The sequence below is a fragment of the Treponema sp. genome, from assembly GCF_051883275.1.
Taxonomy (GTDB): domain Bacteria; phylum Spirochaetota; class Spirochaetia; order Treponematales; family Treponemataceae; genus Treponema_D.
Genome location: NZ_JBJETK010000046.1, coordinates 41,240 through 61,024, shown reverse-complemented (window position 1 = coordinate 61,024; position 19,785 = coordinate 41,240). Strand labels below are relative to the sequence as shown.

General features: G+C 41.0%; 20 protein-coding genes, 4 tRNA genes and 1 other RNA gene. 18 read left to right on the top strand and 7 right to left on the bottom strand.

The features are described 5' to 3' along the window. Window positions 1-281: 281 nt before the first annotated feature. The 7 genes from ACI4L0_RS06945 (at window position 282) to lptB (ending at window position 6,678) form a co-directional block, all read left to right on the top strand. Window positions 282-2,387: a methyl-accepting chemotaxis protein gene (locus ACI4L0_RS06945; RefSeq protein WP_439799443.1), complete on the top strand. Its 2,106-nt coding sequence runs from the start codon at window positions 282-284 to the stop codon at window positions 2,385-2,387. Between the two features lie 67 nt (window positions 2,388-2,454). After that, window positions 2,455-3,546: a polyprenyl synthetase family protein gene (locus tag ACI4L0_RS06940; protein WP_439799442.1), complete on the top strand. Its 1,092-nt coding sequence runs from the start codon at window positions 2,455-2,457 to the stop codon at window positions 3,544-3,546. A gap of 158 nt (window positions 3,547-3,704) precedes the next feature. Beyond that, complete coding sequence (locus ACI4L0_RS06935; RefSeq protein ID WP_439799441.1) at window positions 3,705-4,241, top strand: tetratricopeptide repeat protein; 537 nt, start codon at window positions 3,705-3,707, stop codon at window positions 4,239-4,241. A gap of 38 nt (window positions 4,242-4,279) precedes the next feature. Continuing rightward, window positions 4,280-4,690, top strand: coding sequence for a SoxR reducing system RseC family protein (locus ACI4L0_RS06930; RefSeq protein ID WP_439799440.1), 411 nt, complete (start codon window positions 4,280-4,282; stop codon window positions 4,688-4,690). A 9-nt stretch (window positions 4,691-4,699) separates the two neighbouring features. Then, window positions 4,700-5,266, top strand: coding sequence for a hypothetical protein (locus ACI4L0_RS06925; protein ID WP_439799439.1), 567 nt, complete (start codon window positions 4,700-4,702; stop codon window positions 5,264-5,266). Next, window positions 5,256-5,948 carry an LptA/OstA family protein gene (locus tag ACI4L0_RS06920; protein ID WP_439799438.1) on the top strand — a complete coding sequence of 231 codons (693 nt, stop codon included), beginning with the start codon at window positions 5,256-5,258 and terminating at the stop codon, window positions 5,946-5,948. Before ACI4L0_RS06925 ends, ACI4L0_RS06920 begins: the two co-directional genes overlap by 11 nt. Beyond that, window positions 5,932-6,678, top strand: coding sequence for an LPS export ABC transporter ATP-binding protein (gene lptB, locus ACI4L0_RS06915; protein WP_439799437.1), 747 nt, complete (start codon window positions 5,932-5,934; stop codon window positions 6,676-6,678). The genes ACI4L0_RS06920 and lptB overlap by 17 nt, the downstream gene beginning before the upstream one ends. 4 nt (window positions 6,679-6,682) lie before the next feature. Here lptB and ffs read toward each other — a convergent pair. The 6 genes from ffs to ACI4L0_RS06885 form a co-directional block, all read right to left on the bottom strand. Beyond that, an RNA gene (gene ffs / locus ACI4L0_RS06910) (signal recognition particle sRNA small type) lies at window positions 6,683-6,781 on the bottom strand. A gap of 6 nt (window positions 6,782-6,787) precedes the next feature. Continuing rightward, window positions 6,788-6,874: transfer RNA gene (locus tag ACI4L0_RS06905), tRNA-Ser, on the bottom strand. Between the two features lie 65 nt (window positions 6,875-6,939). Further along, window positions 6,940-7,014: transfer RNA gene (locus ACI4L0_RS06900), tRNA-Arg, on the bottom strand. 50 nt (window positions 7,015-7,064) lie between these two features. Further along, a tRNA-Ser gene (locus ACI4L0_RS06895) sits at window positions 7,065-7,151 on the bottom strand. 24 nt (window positions 7,152-7,175) lie between these two features. Next, a tRNA-Ser gene (locus tag ACI4L0_RS06890) sits at window positions 7,176-7,260 on the bottom strand. A gap of 95 nt (window positions 7,261-7,355) precedes the next feature. Next, the gene (locus ACI4L0_RS06885; RefSeq protein ID WP_439799436.1) at window positions 7,356-7,958 is read right to left on the bottom strand and encodes a redox-sensing transcriptional repressor Rex; all 603 of its coding nucleotides are present in this window, start codon (window positions 7,956-7,958) and stop codon (window positions 7,356-7,358) included. Between the two features lie 70 nt (window positions 7,959-8,028). On the opposite strand from ACI4L0_RS06885, the gene ACI4L0_RS06880 reads away from it, so the two are divergent. Beyond that, window positions 8,029-9,033, top strand: coding sequence for an endonuclease/exonuclease/phosphatase family protein (locus tag ACI4L0_RS06880; protein ID WP_439799435.1), 1,005 nt, complete (start codon window positions 8,029-8,031; stop codon window positions 9,031-9,033). A gap of 53 nt (window positions 9,034-9,086) precedes the next feature. Here ACI4L0_RS06880 and ACI4L0_RS06875 read toward each other — a convergent pair whose 3' ends face one another. Next, window positions 9,087-9,761: a class I SAM-dependent methyltransferase gene (locus tag ACI4L0_RS06875; RefSeq protein WP_439799434.1), complete on the bottom strand. Its 675-nt coding sequence runs from the start codon at window positions 9,759-9,761 to the stop codon at window positions 9,087-9,089. A gap of 172 nt (window positions 9,762-9,933) precedes the next feature. Here ACI4L0_RS06875 and ACI4L0_RS06870 point away from each other — a divergent pair, with 172 nt between their 5' ends. From ACI4L0_RS06870 to ACI4L0_RS06825, 10 genes are all read left to right on the top strand, one after another. After that, a complete protein-coding gene (locus tag ACI4L0_RS06870) occupies window positions 9,934-10,296 on the top strand; it encodes an acyltransferase family protein (RefSeq protein ID WP_439799433.1) in 363 nt (120 codons plus the stop codon). Further along, entirely contained in the window at window positions 10,259-11,077 is an 819-nt protein-coding gene (locus ACI4L0_RS06865) for an acyltransferase family protein (protein ID WP_439799432.1), read from the top strand. The genes ACI4L0_RS06870 and ACI4L0_RS06865 overlap by 38 nt, the downstream gene beginning before the upstream one ends. Before the next feature lie 101 nt (window positions 11,078-11,178). Further along, complete coding sequence (gene tnpA / locus ACI4L0_RS06860; protein WP_439799431.1) at window positions 11,179-11,598, top strand: IS200/IS605 family transposase; 420 nt, start codon at window positions 11,179-11,181, stop codon at window positions 11,596-11,598. 578 nt (window positions 11,599-12,176) lie between these two features. After that, entirely contained in the window at window positions 12,177-12,725 is a 549-nt protein-coding gene (locus ACI4L0_RS06855; protein ID WP_439799430.1) for a DNA-deoxyinosine glycosylase, read from the top strand. 835 nt (window positions 12,726-13,560) lie between these two features. Then, on the top strand, window positions 13,561-13,704 hold the full coding sequence (locus ACI4L0_RS06850) for a hypothetical protein (protein WP_439799429.1): 144 nt from the start codon (window positions 13,561-13,563) through the stop codon (window positions 13,702-13,704). Further along, the gene (locus ACI4L0_RS06845; protein WP_439799428.1) at window positions 13,670-14,032 is read left to right on the top strand and encodes a response regulator; all 363 of its coding nucleotides are present in this window, start codon (window positions 13,670-13,672) and stop codon (window positions 14,030-14,032) included. Before ACI4L0_RS06850 ends, ACI4L0_RS06845 begins: the two co-directional genes overlap by 35 nt. Window positions 14,033-14,083: 51 nt before the next feature. Beyond that, the gene (locus tag ACI4L0_RS06840; RefSeq protein ID WP_439799427.1) at window positions 14,084-15,178 is read left to right on the top strand and encodes a HAMP domain-containing sensor histidine kinase; all 1,095 of its coding nucleotides are present in this window, start codon (window positions 14,084-14,086) and stop codon (window positions 15,176-15,178) included. Window positions 15,179-15,241: 63 nt separating this feature from the next. After that, complete coding sequence (locus tag ACI4L0_RS06835) at window positions 15,242-16,573, top strand: MATE family efflux transporter (RefSeq protein ID WP_439799426.1); 1,332 nt, start codon at window positions 15,242-15,244, stop codon at window positions 16,571-16,573. 325 nt (window positions 16,574-16,898) lie between these two features. Then, window positions 16,899-18,104, top strand: a complete 1,206-nt coding sequence (locus tag ACI4L0_RS06830; protein WP_439799425.1) for a hypothetical protein — start codon at window positions 16,899-16,901, stop codon at window positions 18,102-18,104. Between the two features lie 2 nt (window positions 18,105-18,106). Further along, window positions 18,107-19,762 (top strand): ATP-binding protein, encoded by a 1,656-nt coding sequence (locus ACI4L0_RS06825; protein ID WP_439799424.1) that lies wholly within the window; start codon window positions 18,107-18,109, stop codon window positions 19,760-19,762. Window positions 19,763-19,785 lie beyond the last annotated feature (23 nt).

The following is a 19,785-nucleotide window of genomic DNA, read 5'->3' as shown; positions in this document are numbered from 1 at the left end:
CCAGGCAGCTTTTTTTTATTGAAATATTGAATTTTTTATATATAATTATAAAAGAGCCTCTAAGAATTCGTTTTAAATGAATTTTTAGAGGCTCACATAATACACTGTGCTTAGGCTGTTCTGAAATTTACGGTTTTTCAGGCAATTTTGAGGAGAGAGGAGCAGGAAGTTTCTTTGTTCGTGCGGAGGAATCAATTCCTTGACATTCTGTGCCGGGGTTGTTGATTCTGTATGCAGCATTTTTCTAGGCATGGATTTCATTTTATTTTGAGGAAGTTTTTATGAAAAAGGAAAAGAAGTATCACCTGCCTTTTGTTACGATTCTTTTGCTTCTGGGACTTGGAGCAATGCTTGTTCAGAGTGTTGTTCTGTGCAGCGGTTTTATATGGACTTTATACAAGAATACAAAATCGGATGTGAATGAAATTGCCAGCTTTGGAACAGAAAAACTTTCCGCTGAAATTGAAGCCATGCTTGCGCCGGACTGTGGAGTTGTGGACAGCCTTGCCGCATTTGCCGCCGCCAACCATTCCGCGGATTTTGTGGAAAAATCAGTGGAGGCGCTTTCTAATCTGCTCAAGCCGGATTCAATGCTGTATTACGCCACAAAAGTTTCGCGCCATTATCCTGACCGCGGAGGTTTTTTTGTCAACAACATAGGCTGGAAACCGGCCGCTGACTGGAATCCTCTGTCGCGTGACTGGTTTAAATCCGCTGAAAAGAACAAGGGCAGGCTGTGTTTTTCAGAGCCGTACATAGATTCAATGTCGGGGAAAACCTGCGTTACAATTTCAAAATCGGTGAGCAGCAGCTCAGGAACGGTGCTTGGTGTTGCCGGGCTGGATTTGATTCTTGACAGGCTTACACAGACCGTCAATAAATTTTCAGTTTCGGAAAACAGCACTGTATATCTTCTTGATGCTTCCGGGCGTTATATAACCAATACTGACACTTCTAAAATCATGGTGGCAAACTATTTTGCAGAAAGCACAATTTCCAAGTACGGATATACTGCAAATGCGTATTTGGACGGCACTCCGAAGTGCTTTGTTTCCACTGGAGGAAGATATTTTTCAGTTGTGCCGTGCAAGGGGATTCCGTGGTTTGTTGTTTCTGAAGGGCCTGTGTCGGATTTTTCGCGCCGCTCTGAAAAGGCAATCAGGGTGCTGCTTTTAGTCATTGTTTCTGTTACAGTTTTTATCGCCGTTGCGGTTTTGATGCTTTCAAGGAATATCGGAATGGTGTTCAAGCAGCTTTCCGGACACTGCCGCCTTCTTGCTTCCGGGGATTTTTCTTCGGAATATGAAGATTCGTTTATCAAGGAAGTTTCCGAGCTTTCCTATGGATTTGAAAGTTTTTCAAGGAGCCTCAGCGTTATCATAGAAAAAACACGCAGCGCGGCCGGTTCTGTGGAAAATATGTCCGAGTCATTGTCTGAAACCGCCAGCTCCATGAATTCAGCCCTTGATGAAACTTCAAAGACAATCAGCAGTATGGACAGCGCCGTTTCTTCCCAGAGTGTTTCCGTGGATTCTGTGGACAAAACGGTTACTTCCATTGTAAGCGAGCTGGATTCCTTTTCTTCGGAAATCCAGACCCAGAATGAGGCGATTGAAAATTCCGCGTCTTCGATACAGTGGATAATGAAAAATGTGGTTACCTTCAAGGAAAATATTTCCCAGGCTGCCGAGCGTGTCACCGAGCTGGTCAGATGTTCTTCTGACAACAAGGATGCTCTTTCTGCGGCGGCAGATCAGATTGTGAATGTGCGCAATGAATCCCAGGCGCTTCTTGAAATGAACGAGGTGATTTCGTCAGTTGCATCGCAGACCAATCTGCTGTCTATGAACGCTGCGATTGAAGCGGCCCACGCAGGAGATGCGGGCAAGGGATTTTCTGTTGTTGCGGATGAAATCAGAAAGCTTGCGGAAACGACATCGGAGCAGGCAAAGTCTTCAAATGAATATCTGAGCTCAATTCAGGAAAAAATCGACAGGGTTGCCCAGGCATCTCAGGAAATAAACATGAGCTTTGAGACAACCATTGATCATATAAAGCAGATGGCTGAAGTTTTTGAATCGTTTGAAGACACAGCGCAGAAGCAGGGAGACAAGGCGCAGGAAATTCTTTCATCAATCAGCGAGATTCTTGACAGCACGGAAAAAGTCAAGGCAAAGATGAGCCGCATTTCTATTTCCACTGACAGCACTGCCAATGTCTGCAATGCCCTGAAAAATTCCAGCAGCGCGGTAAACACTGGGCTTGATTCCTGCAAGAGAGCCGCGGAAGACCTGAAGGAATCTTCTGCTAGAATTCTGAATGTCGCGGAGCTTGCAAAATCTTCCGTGAATGAGCTTGCGAGCGCAATAAATGAATTCAAGGTTTGATGTAAGTTTGAAAATCTCCCTAAATGCGATGGACTTTTGAGGCAAGCTCAGTTATTATACTATAATTATGAACAAGCACTTTTCTTCGCATTTGGAAAAAATCGAATCTTCTATAAAATCTTTTCTTCCGCTTGAAATGGATGCCGAGTGGAAGAAAAATTCCTTTGGCTCTGAGTCTATAGATTCAGGGCATATTTTTCCTCTTATAGAAACAACAAGGTCTTTGGTTGATCTAGGGGGAAAAAGGTGGCGTCCGCTTCTTTTGGTTCTTTGCGCCCGAGCCTGCGCCCGTGACAAGGAAGCTGCCCAGGAGGCTGCATACAATCTTGCGCCGCTTGTGGAATTTGTGCATACCGCAAGCCTTATCCATGATGACATTGAGGACAATTCCCCTGTTCGCCGCGGAAAGCCGTCTGCCTACATACTCTACGGAACAGACACTGCGATAAACGCCGGCTCATGGCTCTTTTTTGAGGCGCCGCTGTGCATAGAAAAATCAGCCTGCTCCATGGAACTAAAAAACCGCCTTTACAGCAATTATCTTATGGAGCTCAGGCGGCTTCATCTTGGACAGGCGATGGACATAGCATGGCACCGCGACAATACAAAAGTTCCTTCTGTGCAGGAATATCTTGCGATGGTCAAAGGCAAAACTGGAACACTTGCTTCTTTGGCGGCCAGGATGGGAACTCTTGTTTCCGGGGCTGATGATGACACAATAAAAAAGGCAGGGGAAGCGGCTTCTGACATAGGCGCGGGATTTCAGATTATTGACGATGTTATAAATCTTACAACCGGAAATCCCGGAAAAAAGCGCGGCGATGATATTGTCGAGGGAAAAAAATCCCTTCCGGTTCTTGAGTTTTTTGAGAGCAACAAAAATAATCCTGAAAAAATCAGCCGGCTTACTTCGTGCTTTGTCCAGGCTGCAAAGGAAGGAATTGAAAGCCCCGCGGTGGAAAAGGCGATTTCTCTTTTGGAGCAGGATTCTGTGGTTGAAAAAGCCGGAAAAAAAGGCGTTGAAATGATTTATTCAGGCGGCGAGTCGTTTATAAATCTTTTTGGAAAGGGCAACGAGGATGCGGAGCTTATAAAGGAGCTTTTTGTGTCCATGATTCCGGAAAACCTGAAACAAGGAGCGCAGGATAAATGCCGCTGAAATAGCGCGGATTATCTGCTCCGGGTTTGCGTTGCAAACTTGCTAATCTATTGCTGTTCCTGCTGGAAACTTGCGTTGCGGTTTCATTTCACTGCGGAACAGAGTAAAAAGCCAGTCGATTGTAAAGACAATCTTCTTGATTTTTATGGGAGCTTGAAATGCTTGAAAACAGCGAAAAACTGAACAACCAGGCTGTCCGGCTTGCCTCAAAAGGGGAATACGAAGATGCCATAGCCTGCCTGAAGCGTGCGATAACAGTGGAAAATTCGAACTATCTTTTGTGGTTCAATCTTGCGCTCACTTACCATGATGCGGGAAAAGCTTCGCTTGCAAAATCAGCAATGGAGCATGCCTACAGGATAAATCCCTATGACGAGGACACTCTGGAAAGTCTTGCATCCTTCTGTGTTTCCACTGAATCATTTGATGAGGCTCTTTTTTACTGCGCGCAGGGTCTTGAGCTTAATCCCATAAATCCGCATTACTGGAATACCAGCGGAGTCGTCAGGTTCAACCAGGGAGATTTTGCGGCGGCGGTTGAACTTTTTGAGCATGCTGTTTCTCTCAGTCCGCATTACTATGATGCGCTGTTCAATCTGCGCGACACCTATGAAGAGCTTCAGAATAAAACTGGAGTTCAGGAATGTAGCCGGATGATTGATGAGATTTCTAAAAATTTCAAGCCGGAAATATAGGAAATGGAAATCTGCAAATTCTTGTTTGGAAGGAAAAAATGACCGAAAAAGCCCTTGTAGTTTCAGTTGAAAATGAAAAAATACTCGTTTCGCGCCTTGAAAAGGACAAGTGTTCAACCTGCTCTGCCGGCTGTGCAAAAAATGGCCGCGCATTTGAAGTTTTAAATCCCAACGGCATAAAAGTCGAGGCCGGCTCCATTGTAATAATCGGTGCCAATAAAAAAATTATGGCGCTCCAGGGAATTGTTTCTCTGCTGATTCCGTTTTTATGCGCCTTTCTTGGGTATTTTCTGGCTTCTCCCATTGCGGAGGCTTTTAACAGGACTGTTTCCGAGGACGGCAGGGCTGTGTTTGTTCTGCTGTTTCTGTTTTTGTCATCTGCGGCGGTTTTTATATTCACCCGTAAAATTCCTATTCCCGGAAAACCTGAAATAGTCGAAGTGCTTTAGGCTGAAAAAATGCGCGGATTGTTTTTTTTGTTTCTGGCTGCTTTATTTTTTTCCTGCTCGCTGAAATATGAGGAAAACTCAGCTGTGCAGGATGTTTCCCCTGAGCTGGAATTCAGGGCGGCGGATTATAGAAAGTACGAGGATTCATCTCTTTCCACCCTTGTGCAGGCGGAAATTCTTGAGCAGTACAAGGACAACAAGGCCTATGGAAAAAATGTTCACTTCAGTATGTGGAATTCCACAGGCGGGCTTGTGTCGGAGGGAAACTGCTCGCTCATTGAGGCTGATTCTTCCGCAGAAGTGTATACGCTTTTCAATGGAATTATCATAGACAACTTTGAGCAGAATTTCAGGATAGAGGCGGACAGCCTAAAGTGGAATGGAAAATCCCGCCGGATGATGTCCACGCAGAATGGCTCTGTGAGTCTTGCCAGGGACGGCGCTAAGATTCAGGGCAGCGGATTTTCAGCGGACGGTGTTACCCGGGATTTTGTTTTTGAAAATCCTGTGTCGGGTGTAATTGAAACAGATGACAGCGCGGAAGATTCAGACGGGGCGGATTCCAATGAAAACTAGAATTTTCTTTTTTCTATTTGAATTTTTGTGCATTTTTATTTCCTGTGCGGAAACGATAACTTTCAGCGCGGAGTCCATGACAGGAACTGCCGGGAACAAGAACAGCACAACTGTGCTCAGGGGAAACGCTTTTGTCAGGACGGAGAACATGGAGATTTCCGCCGATATGATAGAGCTTTCCGGCAAGAATTTCCGCAGGATAAAGGCCTATGGAAATGTCACAGGCAGAAATTCTGAAAGCAAAATGGAATTCAGATGCGAAAGCCTCCGCTACGACCGCCAGACAGAAATTTCAGTTTTTGAGCGCGAAGTTTCTCTTTCGGATGTGGAAAACGAGGTGGAGGCTGAGGCCGGGCTGATTGAGTATGACCAGAAAAAGGAAACGGCCGTTATGCAGATACAGGTAAAGCTTGTGCAGAAGCAGAATGTTTGCACTTCCGCCTATGCGATTTACAGGAGGCGCGAGCAGACTCTGGAGATGAGCGGAAATCCCAAGATTGTCCAGAACGATGACACATTCCGTGCCCAGGTTATTCTTCTTGATATGAACACACAGGAAATCTCGCTTACTGGAAGAGTGAAAGGCTCTGTTTCAACTAGCTCAGAATCGTCTTCCGGCACTGCGCAGAATGACGATGATAAACAGGATGTTGCGGAGGAGCAGGATGGAAAATCAGAATGAAGCGCTGAGTGTTTTGCGTGTATCCTCCTTGTATAAGTCGTTCGGGCGAAAAGCTGTTGTAAAGGGAGTTGATTTTTCAATGCATACCGGAGAAGTTCTTGGGCTTCTGGGGCCGAATGGAGCCGGAAAAACCACAACATTCTATATGATTGTAGGATTTTACAGGCCTTCTGCCGGGGATGTTTTTCTTGATGGAAACTGCATAACGCGGCTTCCAATGTACAAGCGCGCACGCCTGGGAATTTCCTATCTTCCGCAGGAGCCTTCGGTGTTCAGGAAGCTCACTGTGGAGGAAAATATCTGGGCAATCCTTGAAACCAGAAAAGACCTGACGCGCCTTGAGAAAAAAAAGCAGCTTGAGCTTCTGATAGATGAATTCAATATCGGGCGCATAAGAAAACAGCCGGCCTATACTCTTTCCGGCGGAGAGCGGCGCAGAACTGAAATTGCCCGTTCCCTTGCAATCGAGCCGAAATTTCTTCTTTTGGACGAGCCTTTTGCCGGCATAGATCCTATCGCAGTGGCTGATATAAAGGGAATTATCAGGATGCTTGCAAAAAGAGGAATAGGAGTTCTGATAACAGACCACAATGTGCGTGACACGCTGGAGATAACCGACCGGGCTATTATTATTTCCACAGGAACAATTCTTGTTTCAGGGGGAAAAGAAGATATCTTGAAATCCAGGGAAGCCCGCGAAATTTATCTTGGAAAGGATTTTTCAATGTAAAAAAAGAGCCTAGATAATCTCCGGCACCATTGCAAACTGAATACCGTTGCTGCGTTCCCGCTCTGGCGGGGTTTTCCAGCCGCAATGTGCAGAGCATCTAGGCTCAAATCGGAAAGAGGGGGATTCGAACCCCCGGTAACATTTCTGCTACGCACCCCTTCCAAGGGTGTACCTTAAACCACTCGGACATCTTTCCTTGTGTAGCAACAAAAAAAGGATTCATTTTTGCTGAATCCTTTCTATTTGAAAACTAACAATAATTGAGACTGACACGATTCGAACGTGCGACCCCCACCTCCGCAGGGTGGTGCTCTAATCCAGCTGAGCTACAATCTCATAAACAGACCTTTTCTCTGCCGCTAAATCAAGTAAAACCTGTTTAGTAGCGGAGGCGACAGGAGTCGAACCTGCCCGGCCCTTTAGGGAACCGACGGTTTAGCAAACCGTTGTATTAACCGCTCTACAACGCCTCCAATTCCCTAAAACTTTGTTTAGGACGGAGCGAGAGGGATTCGAACCCCCGGTACCTTTCGGCACGCCTGTTTTCAAGACAGGTACTTTCGACCACTCAGACATCGCTCCATGAATGTGAAAATATACTAGCAGAATTTCTATTAGAATGTCAATAGGATTGCTGTGAAATTTTCTTAAATGACGGGCTGCTGAAGCACACAGATTTAGTTTATCGCAAGCGTTTCAAGGGCGGTTAAAAGGCTTACGTTTTCTACGGAAATGTTCCTGGGCACTTTTAAAACACATGGCGTGTAGTTCACAATTCCGTTTATTCCGCAGTCAACCAGAAGATCCGCGAGCGGCTGGGCTTCGTCTGTGTCCACTGTGAGAATCGCATAGGAAATTTCTTCCTCATGGATAATTTTTTTCATGAGCGTTGTAGGGTGGAGCGGAAACGATGAGCTCAGGACTTCAGTTTTATTCACGCTGGAATCAAAGCCCGCCACAATTTTAAAGGGCGAGTCATAAAGCTCGGATGTGTCCAGAAGAGCCTGTCCCATTCTGCCTAGCCCTACAATGCAGCAGCGCAGGTTTTCTTTTTTTTCGCCGAACATTCTTTCAAGATGCATTTTAAGCTCTTCGACCTTGTAGCCGTTCGCCGCGCCGCAGTTGAGCCTGAGCGCCGAAATATCACGCCTTATGACTGCGGAAGTCCAGCCGGTGAGCTCCTGAATTTTCTGCGAGGTTATATTTTTTTCCTTGTATACAGAAAGCAGCCGCTCCAGAAGAACAAGCCGCCGTTTTGTGGGCAGTGGAATATCTTTCATCTGTGCAAGAAGTTTATCAGTTTAATGCATTTTTTGTAAATAATCGGATATATATTTTTAGAGGAATTTTATGGGAAAAAGAAATGCGATGATTTTTTGCGCTGTTTTGTGCCTGGGCTGCTCAATGTTTTCCGGCTGTCTTTTGGACGGTAAAAAAAATGAACTTAAAATTGCCAGCTGGAATGTCCAGACTTTTTTTGATGCGAATGCGGAAGGCACAGAATATTCCGAGTTTCTGAAAAGCAAAACCTGGGGAGCGGAATCATACAGATGCCGGCTTGAAAGGCTTTGCTCTGTTATCAGAAAAATCAATGCGGATATTTTTGTTATGGAAGAAATTGAAAACGCTGCGGTTCTTCAGGATATAGGCAATTTTCTTTCGGGGGAATGGAATTCCGGGAACGTGTATAGATACGCCTGTTTTGCCAAATCTGACGGCGGCTCTATTGGCTGCGGCGTGATTTCAAAAGTTCCCCTGGAATGGATGAGGCTTCATTCAATCGATGTAAGAACGGAGCAGGAAAAAATGCCGCGGACAAGGCCTGTTGCAGAAATTGAAGTGAATACTTCCGCAGGGCCGCTCAGAATTTTTGTGAACCATTGGAAAAGCAAGAGCGGCGGTGCTGAAAAAACAGAAAAATGGAGAAACCGCGAAGAAGGCGTGCTTGCCTTTTTTATGAACTGCGCACTGAACGAAGGAGCGGCTGTTTTTGCCATCGGGGATTTTAACAGAGATATACATGATTTTTGCCGTGCAGAAGGAGGCTCTTTTTTGCTTAGATTTTGGCATGGAAGGCTCTTGGACGGCGAAGGAGTTTTGGCAGCCTGCCCCTGGTTTGATGCGGCGGGAAATCTTGTGTATCCGGGCAGCTATTATTTTAAGGATGAATGGTCGCGCATAGACTGTATTTTTTATGCCGGGAAAATACAGATGCAATCTTTTTTTCCGGCGGTAGACGGCTCTTGGTGCAGTTCAGATTTTATTCCACAAAAATATTCCCTTTGGAATGGAAGCGGCTACAGCGATCATCTTCCGATTGTCTGCCGTGTCAGAATTTTGGACGATGCCGAATAATCGCCAGCCGCTGAAATAAATGCAATGCGCAAAGGAATTTCAGAACGCTTCCCTTACTTTTCCACCGAAATCACTGCGAATTTGCCCATAAGGTAAATGCACTCTGCGTTCTTAAAACCGGCTTCCTTAAGCCAGGCGATTTCCTGTGCTACGGTACATTCCCTGTCGAGTTTTTTGCGTTCAAGCCAGCGGTCGTATTCTTTTTGCGAAAGCCCGGAGTCTTTTATTCCCTTAATCCAGTATTCTTCGGTTTTTCGGTTTGCATCTTCAGTTTCGTGGCAGAACTGGTCGTAGTTTATAAAAGTTCCGCCTTCCGAAAGCGAGGCGTATATCATCTTGAAAAGTGATTTTTTCTGCTCGTGCTCCAGATGATGAATTGAAAGCGCAGAAAGAACTAAATCCGGCGTTCCTTCCGGCAGTTTTTTTGAGTAGTCGGAAATTTCGTATTTTATGTTCGGAACATTCTCAAAGCGCTTTTTTGCAACGGCAAGCATTTCTTCCGCAATGTCCGAAAGCACATATTCCGCGTCAGGAAAATGCGGATACCAGAACGACGGAAGAAGCCCAGTTCCGCTTCCAAGGTCAAAGACAAGCGCCGGCTTTTTTGCAAGCAATTTTGCCGCAAAGTCCGTAGTCGAAACATAATAGTCCTCAAAGCACGGAATAAATTTTTTCCGGTTCTCGTCGTATTCCTTTGCAACTGCGTTAAACTGTTCCTGAATGTTCATTGGGCAACTCCTTGCAGTGTGATTTTTTTACAGTATACAGAATTTTTTTTGCAACTGCAAAGTGGTTTTCTGTGGCAATCCGTACATCCGAATTTTTGCAGTGATAAATATAAATAGAAAAGTGTGTTATTCTATGCTATAATTAAAAAACGTTTTTATTGGGAGAATATTTATGGAAAACAAAGTTATTAAAACCCGGCAAAGTAATTTTGAACTGCTTCGGATTTTTGCAATGGTTATGATAGTTGCTAGTCATCTTGCCGTGCATGGAGTTCAGCAAGTACTGCTTGATTCAAAGTACCTGGCATACACTGGCGGCTCTTTTGTAAATCAGCTTTTTACCTGCTTTTTGCCTGCTGGCGGCGGAATTGGCGTTGCACTTTTCTTTATGATAACAGGATTTTTTATGTGCAGGAAAGAAAATTCTTCTGTAAAGAAAGTTGTTGTTCAGGCTGTATTTTATTCCATTTTAACCGGAGTCCTTTTTATATGTTCGCTTGTACTTTCAAAATTCGGAATATGGGGGGGGGTATAAGTTTCCTGAGTTTCCGGGCGTAAATAAAATCCTCTATATTCTAAAATGTTTTTTTCAGCCGGTTTCTACAAACTGTTGGTTTGTTTCTGCATACGTCATATTGATATTGTGCTGTCCTATAATTAACAAGTATATACTTCAAATTTCCAGACGAACTTTTGTTCTTTTTCTTTTTATTTCCTGGGCTTTTTTGTATTCAGCAAGTAGTGTTTTGGGAAATAACTATTTTTCGTTAATTAGGGCGTTTTTCTTTTATTCGTTGGGTGCATTCATAAAACTTCATTCAGATAAAAAATTCAATACTCCAAAAATTATGTCTGCACTTTTTGTGTGTGCTGTCCTGTGGTGCATTATGAGTTTCTGCTGTTATAAAACTTCCGTAGATATTCAGGAATTGAAGTCATCAAGTATTTCCGATGTTATATTAAACAGAATATATTCTATTCTAAATGTCTGTATTTCACTTCCGTTGTTTGTGTTTCTCTTTTTTAAGGTTTTTATGTCTTTGAATGTTAGAGAGAATTCCGTTATAAATAAAATTGCTTCTGCAACATTCGGAGTATATTTAATTCACGATTCTGCTTTTGGACGGTATTTTATCTGGAATCATCTGTTGCACATAAGTGACAGGCAGTTTAATTCAAGGTATTTCCCGCTTCTTGCAATCGCAGATATTTTGGCAGTGTTTTCTGTTTGTTCTGTTCTGTCTATGATAATATTGCACTTTACGCAAAACATTAATACCATAAGAAATCCACAGGCTCTGCCTGTGGTGCGGTAAAGAGTTTTACACGGACATTAGTGAAGAAAAATAAAAGCCTCCTGTGATAAAGTAGAGAAGCGGTAGCAACGCATCTCATACAAAAACACAGGAGGCAAAAAATGCAAGAAGAAAGTTTGGCACATACAAAATGGGAATGCACATACCATATAGTATTTATACCAAAATATCGCAGAAAAGTCTTGTACGGAGAATGCCGCGCAGAAATCAGGGATATCATAAAGCGGTTGCTTGAGATGTACAAATTGGAACTGGTTGAGGGAGCTGTATGTGCAGATCATATACATATCAGCATAAGGATACCGCCAAAATACGCAGTATCGAAGGTGACGGGGATGCTGAAGGGCAAGTCAGCGATGATGCTCTTCGACCGGCATCCGGAATGGAGACGTAAGACAGGACGTGACAAAACGTTTTGGGCACGCGGATATTATGTCAGTACAGTCGGAATAAACGAATCCGTGATACGACAGTATATCAAGAATCAGGAAAATGCTGACCGCATAGCAGACGGTTGCTAGAGGCTGAAGTGAAATGCGCTGCTACGCGGCTTGCCGCAGTTTGTGGCAGGCCATTTATGGCGAATCAAAGCCACCGGCTCTGCCGGTGGTAATTTAATCTGATATTGAAGATGAAGTTTTTAAAAGCAAGCCGCACAACAAAAAAACATCGTTCAGCACAAATTCAATGACGGGGGGCAGAAAATAATGCGCTTCAAAAAAAGAATACAAGCAGAAAGCGAGCACATTCCGATTTGCATCTATTACGACAGCAACGAGATTTTTGAAAAAATAAAAAGCTTGTACGGCTTTGCACCTACATAATTGCAGGGAATTGGTTTGCAATTTGTCTTGATGAAACAGGCAGCAGTTTTGAACGGAAAAATCAGCCTAATTTACTTAAAAAAAATTTTATAGTAAAGTGGTGAAAAGTATTTCAAAAAGAACTGCGGTAAAAATTTGGAACGCGCAAAAGCAGGGTATATCTTAGTGATGATTGCTGACGGCGTTTGCAGAGAGGGCAGGGGAAGCCACCTCTTCTAATGAGATGAAAGTTGCGCTGTATTATTTTGGGATAAAATGGTAGATGGAATTAAAGAATGCCGGATGAAGATAAATCGAAAAATAGAAAGTTCGTAACGCACACAATCGCGCCGGTCTGGAACTCGGAAAGCCGCATTTTGATTTTGGGAACTATGCCTTCTCCTGCTTCGCGCGAGGTAGGATTTTTTTATATGCACGCACAGAACAGATTCTGGCCGGTGATGGCACGGATTTTCGGCGAAGAGTTTTTGCACAAAAACAATGACAAAGATAAAAATGCAGCAATTGCCGAACGCATCGCCTTTCTAAAACGCCACAACATCGCGCTTTGGGACGTCCTTTCTGAATGTGAAATTTCCGGCGCATCAGATTCTTCTATTAATAAGGAACTTCCAAACGATTTTTCAAAAATACTTGCCGCATCAAAAATCACCCATATCTTCTGCACAGGAAAAACAGCCTTCAACCTTTACAAAAAGTACTGCTCCCAAAAATACAGCATGCCGTTTTCCTACCTTCCGTCAACAAGCCCCGCAAACCAGGCAGCCTGGCCGACCGAAAAACTTACAGAAGAATATAGAAAAGAGATTTTGAAATTTGTATAAAACAGGGGGCGTTACGGGGAAAATTTCCCCTGTTGGGTGGGTAGTCCATTGTTTTTGGAACGCCTCCGGCGGTGCTCCAATCCCTCAAAATCCTTGTTCGGCTTAGAAAGAGTCAAATCGATTTCTTAGGAAACACTGAATAAATCCTATTGAGGATTTTTCAGTGTTAACCTTGAATGTAGCTAATTGTCCGTAAGTCAAAGACTTACGGCAATTTGACGGGAAGTGCTGAGTAATCGCTTCAAGTGTTAATCAGCACTTCCCTTATATTTCTGTATCTTTTACAAGCACTGTCGTCATAGCAATCTCAGATATAAAATTTACCATGGCTTTCTGAAGTTTTCAATAAAAACTCACGATATCGGGAGAAAAATAAAAATTACGTTTCATTTTTCACTATGAAAAACAAAGGTCAAACCTGCTCGACTGCCAGCGGATTCTATAATTTTTTCGAAAATTTAAGGTTTAAGAAAGGCTTTTCTAATAATCAAAAAAGAGTGGTGCCGTAAAGTGGTTCAAAAATGAAGATGGAGGAATCTTTGTGGCAGTGTATTTAAAAAATAAAAATTTATTGCTGATTTTTGCACTTGGGGCTGTTTTTTTATTTTAACCGGCGATTTTTTGCGGCAAGGATAGGAGCCCCTGCGAAGCAGTCCCGGAGCGAAGCGGAGGGATGAGCCGCGCAAGACGGCGAAGGGCGGATAGCCTGATTTTTGTGCAGCGAAACGATAGTGAAGCGGAACAAAAAGCCGCCCGAATAAAAAAAATTCTTCTATAATATTAAAAGATTAAAATTAAAAGACTTAATTTCAATTTTTAGGGTATAGTAAAAAGAATGAGTGGTAAAATTTTAATTGCAGACGATGAAAATGAAGTTATAGAAATGCTCAGGCTTTATCTTGAAAAGGAAGGATTTTCTGTTATCGGGGTGAATGACGGAATGAGTGCGCTCGTGGATAATCGGAACGGAAAAACTTGACTGCATTCTGCTTGATGTGATGATGCCGGAGTTGAACGGTTTTCAGCTTGTAAAGAGAATCCGCGCAAAGGACAAGACGGTGCCTGTAATAATGCTTACGGCTCGTGTAAGTCAGGCGGACAAAGTTTTGGGGCTGGATATTGGGGCGGATGATTACGTTACCAAGCCTTTTGATCCGCTTAAAAATGCAGGCTGGAAAGACGAGCAGTTTGTTGATGACAACAGCATAATGGTTGTGTTAAGTAAGCTCCGTTCAAAACTTGGAGAGAAGTCAAAGTCTTTTGGCGGCATAAGCATTAAAAACATACGGGGCTTAGGGAAACACTGAATAAATCCTATTGAGGATTTTTCAGTGTTAACCTTAAATGTAGGTTACAGAATGGAGATTTGCAGGAATGAAAACGATAAAAATATTCAGGAAGATGAAAAAAATAAAATCCGATTTCAGCTTTTTGCGTTCATTGCAATAGACCTGGTGCTGTGGTTTTTGACGACGCTTTTTCTGTTTGAAGTTCTGTACAGAATTTTTGGCGACAATCCGTTTTTGGAAACAAAACTTTTTTCGCTTTTAGATACTGTTTTCTGCGCCGTTCTTCTGGTTGTGTTCATCATTCCGTTTCTGCATTATCTTGTAAGGAAAATTGACAATCCTGTTCAGTATTTGATTTATGGTCTTAAAGAAATTTCTTTAGGGAATTACGAGTGCCGCCTGAACAAGATAACGGGAAATGAATTTGATGAAATTTATTCGGCATTTAATTCCATGGGCGAAAAACTTCAGAAGGCTGAAATTCAGAATGAAAAAAATACAAAAGAAAGGACTCTTTTGTTTGCGAATATGGCTCACGATTTAAAAACGCCGATAACGACTGTTCAGGGATTTTCGCAGGCAATTCTTGACGGAATGTATGACAGCCGTGAAAAAGAAATTGAATATGTAAAGATGATTCAGAAAAAGGCACATCTCATGAACCATCTTGTAGACAGGCTTTTTGAATATGTAAAGCTTGAAAACCCGGAGCATATTCTGCATCTTGAGGAAGCAGATCTTGCAGAGGAAGTGAGGACGGCGATTGCAAACCTGTATACGGAATTTGAAGAAAGGCAGATTCACCTTTTGATGGAAATTCCTGACAGAAAAATTATGTGCACGATTGACAGGCTTGAAACTGAAAGAGTAATTTCAAATCTCCTGAACAACATTCTCGTGCACAATCCTGAAAAAATCGCCGTTCTCGTAAAGCTGACTGATGACAGAAAACTTGTCATTGCCGACAGCGGAAAACCAGTTCCGCCGGAAATTGAAAATCACCTGTTCTGTCCGTTCATTTCCGGAGATGAATCACGCCAGTCAAAAAACGGAAGCGGTCTTGGTCTTGCAATTGCCCAGCGCATAATGGAAAAACAAAAAGGCAGGCTTTCCTACATTCCAGACTATCCGGGCTACACAAAAGCTTTTGAACTGGAGTTTTAAGAAAAAGCTTGTTTCGATAAAATGAAAAGATAAGAAAAATTAAAAGAAAGACAAAGGGAAAATATGAAAATTCAACTTTCAGAACATTTTACATACAGAAAACTGTTCAGATTTGTAATTTCTTCTATTTTAATGATGATTTTTACATCTCTTTACAGCATCGTAGACGGATTTTTTGTTTCGCGGTTTGTCGGTAAAACGCCTTTTGCCGCCGTCAATCTTTTAATGCCGCTTATAATGGGAATAAGCACAGTCGGCTTTATGATTGGCACAGGTGGAAGTGCAATCGTTTCAATGACGCTGGGGCAAAAAAACAAGGAACTTGCAGACAGGTATTTTTCGCTTTTTGTTTATGCAACAGCCGTCCTCGGAATTTTTTTTGCTGTACTGGGATTTGTCCTTATACGCCCGGTTTCTCATATTTTGGGAGCAGAAGGTGCACTGCTTGAAGACTGTACTGTATACGGAAAAATAATTTTTACTTTTATTCCGCTTTTTATTCTGCAGGTAATGTTCCAGAGTTTTTTTGTTGCCGCAGAAAAACCTTCATACAGCCTTAAAGTGTGCATCGCCTCAGGACTTGCAAATATGGTTCTGGATTTTGTTTTTATTGCAGTATTTAAAATGGGATTAAAAGGAGCAGCTTATGCAACGGCAATCGGTTACGCAATTGGAGCAGTCGTCCCGCTAATTTACTTTGCACGAAAGAATAACTCAAGCCGCCTGAGACTGACAAAAACGCACTGGTATGGAAAAATTTTTGCAAAAGCCTGTGCAAACGGCTCGTCAGAAATGGTATCAAATCTTTCAACATCAATCGCCGGAACTTTTTACAATATTCAGCTTATGAAATACGCCGGAGAAAACGGAGTTGCAGCTTACGGAGTTATGATGTATGCAGGATTTGTCTTTGCGGCAGTTTTCTTAGGCTATTCGATAGGAAGCAGTCTGATTGTAAGCTATCACTACGGTGCAGAAAATTTCGGGGAACTTAAAAATATGTACCGCAAGGGGCTTACTCTTATGACAGCCGGCGGAATTGCGATGATTTTTTCAGCACAGATTTTTGCCGCCCCTCTTGTCCGTTTTTTTACAGGGTACGACAGCGCACTTACACAGATGACAGTTTACGGCTTCCGCATTTTTATTTTAAGCTATCTTTTTGCAGGAATTAACATCTGGGGTTCGGCGTTTTTTACATCGCTCAACAACGGACTTATTTCTGCCGTCATCTCATTTTTGCGCACACTTGTTTTTCAAATTGTTACAGTGCTCGTACTGCCAGCCATTTTCGGACTGAACGGAATCTGGTTCGCCGTAGTTGCCGCAGAATTTCTGTCTTTTGCCGTCACAGTGATTTTTCTTCTTGCAGAAAAAAAACGGTACGGGTATTAGGGAAGTGCTGATTAACACTTTGAAGCGATTACTCAGCACTTCCCGTCAAATTGCCGTAAGTCTTTGACTTACGGACAATTAGCTACATTCAAGGTTAACACTGAAAAATCCTCAATAGGATTTATTCAGTGTTTCCTTAGATTTTTTATTTTTATTCAGGGCGTTCCCCTTCGGTCGTCCGTTCGCATACGCCCACTACCTCCCTTCGGGGTTGGCGAAATCGGTTTAAAATAATAAAATTATTTCAATATCTTATTTTTTATGGTATAACTAGAAGATAAACCAATATCATTTTTATGATTAAATCTGATGTTGAGGTTTTGAAATGGGACAAATATTAACTTATATAGATTCAAATAATCCTGGAAATTACCATTGTTATAATACAAGAAAAATTTCTCTTGATGAAAATTACAATGAACTTTTTACTCGCGAAACTTATGATAGAGATGATGTTTCTATTGATATAAAAGGAAAAAAATATGCAGAATCAGATGGAAAAATTGTTGATTCTGTACCTATCGATTTAGATCTTATCAATTCAACTTATAATAATAATATAAAATACTTTTTAGATGGTTCAAGACATACATTTAAAGTTGATGATATTGCAATTGGACAGAAAATCTTTCCTATTATTGCCGGTCAAACAGTTGTGGGATGTTGTCATAGAGAAAGTAGAGATTCATTTAAAAAGGCAATGCTTAAGACTGAGATTTTAATTTCACTTCCAAAAAACTTCTGCTCAAATAAAAATGGTAAACGAGATGATTATGCTAGAAAATATGCAGAGGATTTAACTGTTTATTTAAGAGAACACAACAGATATGCAAAAGAGCATAATCTTTCTATTTCTAAAATTCTTTTTTATGATACTGACGGAGCTGCTGTAGCTGATAAGACAGATAAAAATAGATTTATGAATAGTGGAATTGCACAAATACAAAATGCAATGACCGATGCAGAACAACTTATGGTACAAGATTTATGTGAAGGAAAGAAACTTTCTGATACATCATATTTGATAAAAGATGGTTCTATACAATACAATCCTAGTTATTCACAATGGAAACATGATTTTGCAAAATGGAATAATATGAGAGCCAATTATAAACATGTAATTGGTGTGTCAAAATCATTTGATCCAACTTTACTTCATGATCTTAATCCAAACATTGCAAAGATTATTGCTGAATTAAAACCATTTCATAGGACTAAGGCTTATCGATATAAATCTGAACAATCAAATAATCAATATTTTGCAATTTGGTATGTAAGATTAAGAAAATCTGATTTTAGACAAAACAATTTTTCAGATGTAGTAAAATGTGAGCTTTTAATGACGAATGAAACAGAGCCTTTTGAAACAGAATCAATTGACTGGCTAAGTGCAAATATTATAAGAGAGGCTTATCCTGTTTGCTTTTGTTCCGATTCAAGATGGGCAAATCACTTATATCCAGTTTATTTAACAGAATCATTTTGTAAAGCACAATACATAGATAAAAATATATTTTTGGGGTTGTTCTAACTATGGAAAAAATTATTGGTAAAGTATCAGCTACAGAAAAATGTCCTTCTACAACAGAAGAGTTTTATTTTTGGACAGACAAAAGTGAAGTCTTGAGTCCATTTGATATTGTAAAAGTTAATCATCTTCAAGATTCTATTACTTATGCTGAGGTTCAGGAAATAAATCATATTACTGACGCACCAAGTCACTTTACCAGTTATATTTCAAGCGACTTTGGTGATATTGCAGATGGAATTGGTAATATGAACCGTCTGGGTATGAACTATGTAAAAGCAAGCGTAATTTGTAACACTGGAAATGTTTATACTCCTGTTCTTGATGGAAGACAAGTTTCATTATGCAATGAGGAAGATATTTTGATTGCGCTTGGACTTAAAGATGTAAAAAACCCAATTATTTGCGGCTATCTTAATATGTATAAAGGAAAAGATTCGTTAAAGATACCTGTTTCCTTAAATGAAAATTTCTTGATTGGGCCAGAAGGTGCTCACCTTAATGTTTCTGGTATTTCTGGTCTGGCGGCAAAGACTTCATACTCTATGTTCTTATTAAATGCATTACAGCAGAAATATGACAAAGATAATCGTAATGATGTAGCTTTTGTTTTCTTTAATGTAAAAGGAAGAGACTTATTAGCTATAGATGAACCAAATACAGAGCTTAAAGACACTGATAAAAAATTATATGAAGAATTAGGAATGAAGCCAGAACCATTTAAGAATGTCAAATATTTTTATCCATTTGATACCAATAACAAAAAGGTTGCTTCAAATGTTGACCCATCTGACCTAAAAAGACAGCAAGCAGAAAATAAAGCATTTATTTATAAAATGCCTTGTGAAAACTACCTTGATAAATTGGATTTATTATTAGCAAATGAAGATGATACTTCAGGAACAATGGAAAGTTGTGTTAATTATATTATAAACAAGCAGGGAGAATTTAGAGGCGTTGAAACTTGGGAAACTTTGATTGATACAGTAAAGGATTATGCTGATAAAAATGGAACTGCACAAAAAAATGAAATTTTACCAACTTCTTGGAGAAAGTTTTCCCGCATAATAAATAAAGTGGTAAAAACACAGGGTATTTTTAATGATAACCTTGATACAAACAATGGTGAAAAAGATATTACTACTGAAATAAAAGAAAATCTTAAGGGTGGTCAAGTAATGATGATTGATATCACATTATTAGACGAAAATACACAAAGTTTTGTTTTTGGTAGTGTTGCACGTGCTATATGGGAAATGAAGTTTGATACTGAACGTGATGATGTACCAAAGAAGGTTGTTATGTTTGTAGACGAATTAAACAAGTATGCCTCTAATGATACTCCTAAGAATTCTCCTATTCTGCATCAACTCCTAGATATTACGGAACGTGGTCGTTCTCTTGGTATTATTTTATTCTCCGTTGAACAATTTAGAAGTGCAATTCACGACAGAGTAAAAGGAAATTGTGCAACAGCTGCGTATGGTAGAACTAATGCAATTGAAGTTTCAAAAGCAGATTATAGATATATTCCAAAGGTTTATCAAAACATGATGACCAGACTTCCTGCAGGAGAATATATTATTTCAAATCCTGCTTTGAGGTCTTTGGTAAAAGTAAAATTCCCTTACAATACATATAAACAATTTCCTAATGGGTAATAAAAATGGCAAAATCTAAGACT